This is a genomic window from Pseudomonas sp. S35 (genome assembly GCF_009866765.1).
Taxonomy (GTDB): Bacteria; Pseudomonadota; Gammaproteobacteria; order Pseudomonadales; family Pseudomonadaceae; genus Aquipseudomonas.
Genome location: NZ_CP019431.1, coordinates 2741352 through 2751343, shown reverse-complemented (window position 1 = coordinate 2751343; position 9992 = coordinate 2741352). Strand labels below are relative to the sequence as shown.

At 60.4% G+C, this 9992-nt stretch carries 6 protein-coding genes; 2 read left to right on the top strand and 4 right to left on the bottom strand.

Going from position 1 to position 9992, the window contains the following annotated elements; all coding sequences use genetic code 11:
• Positions 1 to 241: 241 nt before the first annotated feature.
• Complete coding sequence (locus tag PspS35_RS12445) at positions 242 to 1240, top strand: Camphene synthase (protein ID WP_159934853.1); 999 nt, start codon at positions 242 to 244, stop codon at positions 1238 to 1240.
• 2 nt (positions 1241 to 1242) lie between these two features.
• Here the strand turns inward: PspS35_RS12445 and PspS35_RS12440 are convergent, their stop codons facing one another.
• On the bottom strand, positions 1243 to 2415 hold the full coding sequence (locus PspS35_RS12440) for an MFS transporter (RefSeq protein WP_159934851.1): 1173 nt from the start codon (positions 2413 to 2415) through the stop codon (positions 1243 to 1245).
• Between the two features lie 141 nt (positions 2416 to 2556).
• Here PspS35_RS12440 and PspS35_RS12435 point away from each other — a divergent pair, with 141 nt between their 5' ends.
• Entirely contained in the window at positions 2557 to 3132 is a 576-nt protein-coding gene (locus PspS35_RS12435; protein ID WP_159934849.1) for a TetR/AcrR family transcriptional regulator, read from the top strand.
• 6 nt (positions 3133 to 3138) lie between these two features.
• Here PspS35_RS12435 and PspS35_RS12430 read toward each other — a convergent pair whose 3' ends face one another.
• The 3 genes from PspS35_RS12430 to PspS35_RS12420 all read right to left on the bottom strand — a co-directional run bounded on the left by PspS35_RS12430 (position 3139) and on the right by PspS35_RS12420 (position 9852).
• Positions 3139 to 4494, bottom strand: a complete 1356-nt coding sequence (locus PspS35_RS12430) for an MATE family efflux transporter (RefSeq protein WP_159934847.1) — start codon at positions 4492 to 4494, stop codon at positions 3139 to 3141.
• 203 nt (positions 4495 to 4697) lie between these two features.
• Positions 4698 to 9038 (bottom strand): AAA family ATPase, encoded by a 4341-nt coding sequence (locus PspS35_RS12425; RefSeq protein WP_159934845.1) that lies wholly within the window; start codon positions 9036 to 9038, stop codon positions 4698 to 4700.
• A complete protein-coding gene (locus PspS35_RS12420) occupies positions 9016 to 9852 on the bottom strand; it encodes a hypothetical protein (RefSeq protein ID WP_159934843.1) in 837 nt (278 codons plus the stop codon). Before PspS35_RS12420 ends, PspS35_RS12425 begins: the two co-directional genes overlap by 23 nt.
• Positions 9853 to 9992 lie beyond the last annotated feature (140 nt).

The following is a 9992-nucleotide window of genomic DNA, read 5'->3' as shown; positions in this document are numbered from 1 at the left end:
AAAAATTAGCGGCCGCTGGCGGAGCTGTGCACAGGCCCCACCCCGGCAACGAACTGAAGCACTGCATTCGACGCCAGATCATCGAACAATTGCGATCAGGAGCACGGATTCCGAGAAGCGCCGAATGAGCGCGTTGTGTTTTGGGTCAAACCTTCTAGATTTAAGCATCAAACACCTCTCATCTTTCCTGCTTCTTGGTCCGCAGTAACGTCCAATGGCACTGACACTTCGGAGTCTTGCTATGAACGACATCCGCTCCCCATCGCCCGACGCCCCTGCCCGCCTGCAAATACCGGTGCTCGAATACCCAGCACCGGTGCGGATGGATGAGGCACTGGGCAATCACGTCAACGACTTGTTGCTGTCCTGGGTCAAGCGCGTGGGCATTTTCAAGGGCCAATGGGAACAGGTGAGGGGCTCGAATTTCGGCCGATTTGCCATGTTGTGCCACCCCGGCACCGACAACCCGGACCGCCTGCTGCTATCGGCTAAATGCATCGCTGCGCTGTTCGCAGTGGACGACCACTACTGCGATGATGAGCGAAGCGGCTCCAACCCCAGGTTACTGGGCCCGCGCCTGTCGTTGGCACTGGCCGCGCTGGACAAGGCGCATTTGGCCCCGCCGCATGACAGGGCACTGGAGCAGGCGCTGAAACGCGATCCGGTGCTGCGTGGATTACGCGGCTATATGAACCATTTGGCGCGCTTCGGCACAGCGTCCCAGATGGCTCGCGTCCGGCTGGAGACCATTGCCATGTTCGTGACCATGAACGCTGAAGCCACATGGCGCATCGAACACAGCCTGCCCTGTATCTGGGAATACCTGGCACACCGACAGGTCAACAGTTTTTTACCCTGCATGGCCTTGATTGATGTGGTTGACGGCTATGAACTCGACGCCGAGACTTATTTCGCGGCTCCGGTACGAGAAGTCGTTACCCTCGCCGCCAGCGCGACCATCATCGCCAATGACGTGTACTCCGCCCCCAAAGAGAGCGTGCCTGAAATAGGCGACTTCAACCTGCCTATGTTGCTGGCCCACGAACACCACTGCTCGTTGCAGCAAGCCTTGTGGCTGACAGCTCAGATGCACGACGACATCGTGCACCGCTATGAAGCCAAAGAGCGCCGGCTACTCCAGCATGCGCAGCCGTCACTCAAGCGTTTTCTGGGCGGCGTAAGAGGCTGGCTCGCAGGCAATAATGAATGGCACCGACACAGCGGACGATACCTGGTGTGAACTCAGCCAAGCCGGCGATAACCCAACACCGCCGAGCCCATAACGACCGCGCCCGCCGCCAACGCCACCCAGAACCCGCTGGGGGCGCCAAAGTGGTCGATCATCCAGCCGGAGCTGGCGGCACCGATGGCCACGCCGATGCTGAGGCCGGTGATCAGCCAGGTCATGCCCTCGGTGAGGCGGCTGGGTGGCACGACCTGCTCCACCAAGGCCATCGACACGATCAGCGTCGGGGCGAAGAACAGCCCGGAAATAAAGATCGCTACCGCAAGGCCCGGGATGTTGCTTACCAGCAACAACGGCAAGGTGGTCAACGCGGTGGCCACGCCACAGAACAGGAACTGCCGGGGCAGCGATGCCTTGAGCTTGAGGGTGCCAAACGCGAGCCCCGCCAGGCACGAGCCAATGGCGTACACCGACAGCACGATGCTCGCGGCCGCCGGCTGGCCTTGGTGCTGAGCGAAGGCCACGCTGACCACATCCACCACACCGACGATCACGCCCATGGCCAGCAGCAAGATCATCAGAATCAACACCGAAGGTGACGTGATCAGCCAACCGGCGTGGTGATCCTGATGCTCATGCACTGGCGGTTCGGTCGCCCGTTGCAGCACAAAGGTGGTCACGCCCACCGCCAGCAACAGCGCCGCCACCAGCGGCCCGGCTTCCGGGAACAGCACCACACTCAGGCCGACCGAAATCGGCGGGCCGATGATAAAACACACCTCATCGAGCACCGACTCCAGGGCAAACGCGGTTTGCAGCTTGGGCTGGCCCCGGTACAACTCGGTCCAGCGCGCCCGTACCATGGCCGACATATTCGGCATGCAGCCCGCCAGGGCGGCGAACAGGAACAGCGTCCAGTTCGGCGCCTGCAAACGGGTACACAGCAACAGCATCAACAAGGCTGCGCCGCCAAGCAACGCTGCGAGCGGCAACACCCGGCCCTGGCTGTAGCGGTCCACCAGCCGTGACACTTGCGGTGCGCAAAATGCTGTGGCCAGGGCAAACACCGCCGCCACCGAGCCGGCCAGGCCGTAGCCGCCATGCACCTGGGAGAGCATGGTGATCAAGCCGATACCCGTCATCGACACCGGCATGCGCGCCAGCATGCCGGCCAATACAAAAGCCCGTGCGCCAGGGACCTGGAACAACTCGGCGTAAGGGTTTGCCATCCTGCGTGACCTCTTCCTGAATGCCCGGTACTTGCGATCCGCAACTGACAAGGCAAAATACATACGGTGCGTATGTGGCAAATCATGCGTAACATACGCAGCGTATGTCAATCACTCACTTGCCGATTGCGAGCCCCACCCATGAGCCGAGCCCGTACCGAAATGATCGAAGACACCCGCTCTCGACTGATTGCCAGCGCACGCCAGGCCTTCGCCACACACGGCTATGCGAACACCTCGATGGACGACTTCACCGCTCATGTCGGGCTGACACGGGGGGCGTTGTACCATCACTTCGGTGACAAAAAGGGCTTGCTGGCGGCGGTGGTCGCTCAACTCGACAGTGAGATGGACGCGCAACTGCAGCACATCAGCGACCAGGCCCCATCGCCGTGGGCCGGCTTTTGCGAGCGCTGCCGGGCTTACTTGCGCATGGCCCAGGAGGGCGAAATCCGGCGCATCGTCTTGCAGGACGCACCGGCCGTATTGGGCGATACCGGCTCCGAACAGCACTGCGTGGAATCGTTGCGCTTACTGCTCGAAACCCTGATGCAGACAGGCGTCATTCAACAAGTCCCCAGCCGCGCACTGGCGCAGTTGATCAATGGCGGGCTGGTCAACACCGCGCTGTGGATCGCCCGGGATGAACACCCAGGCACGAAGCTGGATGAAGGTTTGTTGGCCCTCGACCTGATCTTGCGCGGCCTCAAACAGTAAGCCTGTTCACACCAATCGCTTGATCTGCTTATGCCGCCAAACCAACCGATAATACGCCGTCTGCAACCCCAACATCGCCAGGTACGTCACCGGAAACGCCATCCACACCCCTTCCAGGCCGAAGTGCGCATTGAGCAGATACGCCATCGGCAACTGCACGCAGAGCACGCAGAAGATCGAGATCGCCACTGGCATCAGCACCACGCCGCTGGCGCGCATGATCCCGCCGATCACCGCCTGGAAGCCGAACACCAGGATGCTCCAGAGCATGATGTGCAGCAGGTGTTCAGCCTTGACCCGCGCTGCGTCGTCGGTGATGAACAGGCCCAACAGCCAATGTGACAGCGCGTAGCCCAGCACGATCAGGCCACCGGTGAGGCAGGTGTTGATCAGCAACCCGGTGCGCAGGATCGGCCCGATACGCTCCAGCCGCCCGGCGCCAATGGCCTGGGCGCCGAGGATCGAAGCGGTGATGGCAATCGACAGCGCCGGGAACTGTACGTAGTTGACGATCTGCGTCACCGCACCATAGGCCGCCGTCGCCTGGGAGCCGTGACCGTTGACCAGGGCCAGGATGACCAGTTCCGACAGTGACAACACCACCATTTGCAAGCCGGTGGGCAGGCCGATGCGCAGGACTTTGCCAAGGATGACTCGGTCCAGGCGCAACGCCGCAAGCAGTTCGCGGTCCGGCGCCATTACGTGGTGTTTATGGCGCAGACGCAGGATCAGAAACAGCATCGCCAAGGCGTTGCCCACGAAGCCCGCGTACACCGCGCTCTGGATGCCCAGGGGCGGCAGGCCGATCCAGCCACGAATCAACGCAGGGGTCAGCAACAGGCCGACCAAGGTCGAGACTATCAACGCCAGCAACGGCGAAATCGTATCGCTGACACCGCGCAGCAACTGGGTGTAAAGGATGAAGACCAGCAACAGCGGCATGATCAACATCATCACCTGGGCATAGCCCACCGCATCGTCGAGCACGTCGACCGGCGTGCCCAGTGCCTGCAACGCCGGGCGCGCAAACAGACTGCCGAGCACCGCCGCGATCAAGCCCACCAGCGCACCGAGGGTCAGGGTGGCGCCGGTAATCGACTTGACCATCGCGGTTTCCTGCGCGCCCCACGCTTGGCCGATCAACACCGAAGCCCCCGCCCCCAGGCCGATCACCAGGGCGATAAAGAAAAACACGATGGGAAACATCCCCGACACCGCTGCCAACGCCTGGGTGCCGAGCATCTGCCCGACATAGATGCCGTTGAGCGTGCCAGAAAAACTTTGCAGGAAGTTGGACAGCACCATCGGTGCCAGAAAGATCAGGTAGACCTGCCAGAGCGGGCGTTGCAAAGGGCTTTGCATGAAAAACAGGGCCTCGGAGAACTAAAGCGTGCGAGGGTTATACCGTAAGTGGATCCAATGTTCCTGTGCTTTATCAAGGTACGGGATCGAACATCAGGCGGCGCTCGCTTGGCATGTGACTGCCCGCCCAAGCCCCTCCTCCCTGCCTCTTGGGGGAGGGAGGAGTGACAAGGATCGCATCGAGTCAGCTTCGCGCAGACCGGCTAGATGTCAACGTTGATCATCACAATACCCCGCAGCGTCGCCACCACCACACGCATGCCCCCCAGGAAGGCAAGAGCTCGAACCGGCGCCGTCACGTTGACCTGCATTAAGGCATTCAAGTCGCTATCCCAGAACCTGACAACGCCGTCGCCGCCGCCCGACGCCAAGAGCAACTGTTTGCGCTCATCGCAAAATGCAAGGGCCGTCACATCACCGTTGAGGTGAGCGCCTTTACGCTGGGCGAGCCGCTCCAGCGACGGCACGTGCCACATCGCGATCTGGCCTTCATCCGTGCCCGCCGCCAGAAACACGCCATCTGCGCTTTGGGCGGTCGATAGCACGCGGGCTATCTGGCTGCCTGGAATATGCAATGTCCTGAACACTTCAGGAATTAGCCGGTGATGCCTGACCGGCGGGTACTGCGCAATCATGACTTTGGAGTATTTACTGGCAAATACGATCCGCGTAGAGGCCCCGTCTGCCTGACAGGCCAGGCTCAGCAACGGCTTGTCCTCCTCGCCTGTCGTGAGCTGATAATTCCACGCCGCCTGGGGCCGACCGGCGCGGGTATCGAGTTCGATGCGTGTACGCAAATTCCAGGCGCGAATCGCATTGACATGCCCTTCGCACACAGACGCAAAGGCCACAGGCTCGCCGTCGTGCCATACGACATCCAGCTTAATCACATCGCCCCCAGCCTCAATGGTCTGGACTGGAGCTGACGCATCGCCAACGCAGACGAGATAGAGGCTGCCCTGGGACGCCGCAACCAACGTGAGCCTTCCCGCATCCACATAGCCTGATAACGAGCGGATCTGATACGGCGCATTGAGGCTGCGCTGCCAGGCCTGCCGTCCGGTCACAACGTCAACCGCGACTAAAACGCCCCGAGTCGTGCCACCGTAAACGGACGCCGTACACCGCTCGTCGATGTACATGCAATGGATGTCATCGGGGGGAAATTCGGGCGCCTGCGCCACTCCTTCCCGTGCAGACGCATTGTTCAGCGTCCAAATACTCACCGAGCCGACGGAGGCACTGATAACGCAAGGGGCTCCCTCTATCGTGACAGGGGCAGACCAGAACCCGTCGCCGGCACCCCCTTCCAGGCAACATTCAGGCTCCTGCGATACGACCCGTGCAGAGGCGCCTTCCAGGTCCAGGCTAAACCGTTCGAAGCGCTCCGCCCGCCGGACCTGAAGGGTTACCGGCATGGTGTCGCCCAGTAGCCACGCGTCATTGACGGTCTCGCTAGCGCAATACAGCGGCGTGAGTCCTTCGCTATGGGCTCGCCATACGCGGTAAGGGCGCATGGAATCAGCCGTAACGGCGTAGGTCACACCGGCTATCTCCCTCAGTTGGATAGTTTCTACATCTTCACTGTCGATCGTCGTTGGCGTCTCCCACACCACGTCAAGGTCCATCGTCCAAAGACGTAGACCAGGCGCACATCTGGCCCCAGAAAAATGGGTATACCCTCCCGATAGAAGCCGCATGCCGGCGGAGGATTTGAATGCGACAAGTTGGCAAATAGTTGCCAACGAGGCGCCTGTTTTGTGTCGAACCAAACTGAAGTCCGCAAGGTCCCAGAGGTACAGGTCGTTTTCGCAAACGGCTATTTTCGGCAGTTTCGCCGGGTAATACTTGCCTTGATGGGCACTCACACAAAAGTGGCGGCCGTCTTGCTCAACAAGCGTGAGGGCAGTGATTCTGCCGGCATGGGCATCAGCAGGCATCAACGCAAATCGATCCTGCTGATGCCTCAGGTTGGTAGCCCCCAGTTGCGCCCCCCAACTTGCGACCAGCACCTCACCTTCCGGCGTCTGGGTGAGCGCCAGGCGGGTCACCTCCTTATCGAGAAACGGTGCCCAGCCAGCCAACTTATGACCATCGCTGAGCCTGAACACCTCAATCTGCCCGTCTGCACGCCCGACTAAGGCGACAGGGGTATGGGGGTTCCACAACCCCGTACTCAACGCGGTCACGCTGGAGTCACGCGCATCTATCAGCCCGCTGTTCTTCGGGCGGTTCCAGGCCGCCCAGGCCGGCATCCACTGACTGCGCGCTCCGTTGGGAGCGCTTGGCGCCAAGGGCGGTAACGCCCTCTGCATAAGGGCCAGGGCCAGGTAGGCCCTGCGCTCGGGTTCAGGTAGCTCGCGCAACGTGCCAAAAATGCTCAGGTACGTCTGCTCCAGGGAATAACTTGAGGCCGCGCTTACCTTGAGATGACTGCGCAGTATCTCGGGATCGCTGGCCAACAAAAATTCTGGATCGGTGATCAACTCATCAAGCACACCGGCCTTGGCCGCAAACGAGGACGCATGGCGCTTGAGGTAAGGATGAGCGTTGGCCCACAGGCGTTTTCCAATGCTGTCGATGGGCACCGTGGCGAGCAGCGCGTCCCACAATCGGCGGTAGACCCCAGGCTGCTTGCCGGCGATCTCGCGCAGTTGTTCGGCAAGTTGCTCATGGTACAGGCGATACACCGAACGTCCGCTTTCGATGGACTCCACAATGAAAGGGGCGGCAAAGCCCCTGACCTGAATGATGTCTTCATCCGTGATGACGCGATTGCTCAGCGCACTGGCAGCAGCAGGCCACAACTCGACCCACGGCATGCCCTCCCCTTGAGCGAACGCCAACGCGCTCAACACCGTGTATACCGTGGCCGAATCCAAGGCAGCAGCGGGTTTGTCCAGCAAGGCCAGGTACTGCCTGAACGCTTGCATGAGGCCGGTGGGCAGTTGATCTATCCAGCCTTGGCGCGAAGTGTCGACGGCTTCCCCCATGTTCAACAGGGCAAGCACCACCGTATGAGCTACCAGGTAGACATGCCCGGCACGTGAGGCAACCGCCAGGGCGACCTCCCTCGCCAACTCCGACTCTTCCCGGTAAGGCGAGTAACGGCCCGGCTCCGCCTCGGCCCTGAGCCGGCGCTCGACATACAACGCAACGTCGCCGGACTCGAGATGACACGCCTGGTCAAGATTGATCTCAAGGGTATGGGTGCCCAGGGCCTGAAAGCGTTGCTCGCTCGCCGTTGCATCAGGACGAGTGCCGACCAACAGGAATACATGCTGGAGCTCGGACAGAGGCAAGAGCAATTGACGTGCGACGTCCTGGCTGTCATCAGCTTCGTCAAGCGCGTCGATCACAATCACCGTCTTTCTCTGGCGCTTCGCCAAAGACTCCAGCACTGACGCCACATCACGCTCGGGCAAACTGAACCCAGCTGCTATTTGTTCAACGATCTCGGCCAGCACTTTGTTCCGCGCATGCACCGCCACATCGACAATGCCCTCGGGCACGTGGGCGTAGAGGTGCCCTTCAAGCGCTTGCCGTTGTGTATCCTGCGGATCGCGCGGGTTGGCAGACAACGTCACGACACGGCCCAGCAAAGCGGACTTTCCGGTTCCCGCCCCGCCGGTCACCACCAGCACGCATCCCTGTTCGTCCGGCAATGCCAGCCAGTCGCCGATTTGCTGCAGTGCCTTGGCTCGCCCCGTGAAGTAATCCCCGCAGGCATCGAGCTCTACGCCGCGCGCTTTAGGCGACCAATGCATTTCGAACGCCCGCTGACTGGCCAGATCAAGGCCTGCCTTGAGATTCGGCCGATGTCGAGGGTTCGGAAACAGCAGGCAGAGACCGTCTGAATGCAGGGAGCAATACTGCGCCTGCTGCTTGGGAAAGTTAACCCGCAAATACTGTTTAACCGCCTCCATCACCTCTTCCATCGCCAGGTAAGGCTGGTTGGCCCCACCCAAGCGACAGTCAGGATTGCTCAGCGCCAACGCCAATGCCGCGCTCAAGGCACCTTCATCGGCCTGTTCACTATGGCGTGCCGCTGCAATCACGTACGTGGTTGTCTGTACGGGGAGCGTATCTGCCAATGCCACGGCGACTTTCAAAAAGTCCCCAGCGCCAGCCCCCGCATGACACACATCCAATATCAGCAACACTTGGGCAGCGTTGGCCCTGGCGATAATTCGCGCCATGTCGTCAAGGGCGATGGCGGTGGGAAGAAGCTCAGAACACGCCAGCTTCGTCTCACGGGTCAACAGGTAAAAGCGATCCGTTCGTTCCCCATGGCCGGTGTAATAGATCACCAGCAAATCCTGCTCATCGCAGCTGGCGCACGCGTGCGCCAACCACTCTTCCATTTGCCCGCGCGAAGGCGACACGCCGGCTTCAATCAACTGGTAGTTCAGTGAGGTAAAGGCAGCTTTTACCGTGTCCAACTCTTGCGGCACGCGAGAAAGTTGCCCGTGGTATAGAAAGTCACTGGTGCCCGTCGCCAATAAACGTCGACGGTAGTGATCAGAAGGCGGCAGCAATGGCATTCCCCACCTCCTGGGTCGTCAAGTAGCGACAAGCATCGTGTGCTTTGGCGCCGTTACTGATACTGAGATCAACGACGGTTGGCATGAACAACGGTTCAAGTGTCTTGGTCAGCGCAACGATATCGTCGCCTGATGAGATATTCGTCCAAGACTTCACGCCACCCGGCCAGTGCCCCTTTCCATTTGTTGGCATCGGTTCCAACGCGTCAAAGATCAGGTTGCGCACGCCCAGCGGCGACCCCAGCGTAATCAAATGGGTGACCGGCCACTCTGGGTTGGCACACAGCGCCTCGTAGGCAACGACCGAGCCGAGGGAATGGGCCACGATCACGCGAGTGTCCTCGCCGATCAGTTTCGCAATGCTGGCCTGTGCTTTCGCCCGTACGACATGATCATGAAAATAGCGAAATACCTGCCGCAGATCGGCGAACATCAGGCTTTCCAGAATACCGCTGAAGTATTTCGCATTCGTCAGGGCGCTCAGCGCTTTGTGTGCCCCGGACGTGACCCAGGACTTTGTCGCCTCTTCGGGCCCCCGAACGTTTGGATAGGTCCGCGCAGCCTCCTCCCACCACATCTGAAGTAACTGCGCTTCCCATTCACTCGCATCGGACGCGTCATCCGCCGTGCCCGCCGACTTGCCTGCCGGGCGGAAGACATCGCCATAAAAGGCACAGTCAAACGAGAAATCTTCCGGCAACTGATGGCCGGCCAACGCCACTCCATCCTTCAGTGCCGGCAGCCATTGTTCACGCAGCGAATGGGCGCCACCAAATTGGTGGCCGATGCCATGCACCCCAATAATTTTCGTCATCTCTTTATTTGTCCAAATTAAAGATTAACGGAAGCTACGTTTAAGCCGTCCGTGGATATCAATGAAACTGCGGCCAATGATAGCCAAGTGACACTCTCCCAGCGCAGCTTTCTTGCTTCCTGCAAAAAGCAACGTTGGCG

What these genes read in the sequence shown, in the direction of transcription:
- PspS35_RS12445 (WP_159934853.1), top strand. Translation starts at nt 242, where the DNA reads ATGAACGACATCCGCTCCCCATCGCCCGACGCCCCTGCCCGCCTGCAA.
- PspS35_RS12440 (WP_159934851.1), bottom strand. Translation starts at nt 2,415, where the DNA reads ATGGCAAACCCTTACGCCGAGTTGTTCCAGGTCCCTGGCGCACGGGCT.
- PspS35_RS12435 (WP_159934849.1), top strand. Translation starts at nt 2,557, where the DNA reads ATGAGCCGAGCCCGTACCGAAATGATCGAAGACACCCGCTCTCGACTG.
- PspS35_RS12430 (WP_159934847.1), bottom strand. Translation starts at nt 4,494, where the DNA reads ATGCAAAGCCCTTTGCAACGCCCGCTCTGGCAGGTCTACCTGATCTTT.
- PspS35_RS12425 (WP_159934845.1), bottom strand. Translation starts at nt 9,038, where the DNA reads ATGCCATTGCTGCCGCCTTCTGATCACTACCGTCGACGTTTATTGGCG.
- PspS35_RS12420 (WP_159934843.1), bottom strand. Translation starts at nt 9,852, where the DNA reads ATGACGAAAATTATTGGGGTGCATGGCATCGGCCACCAATTTGGTGGC.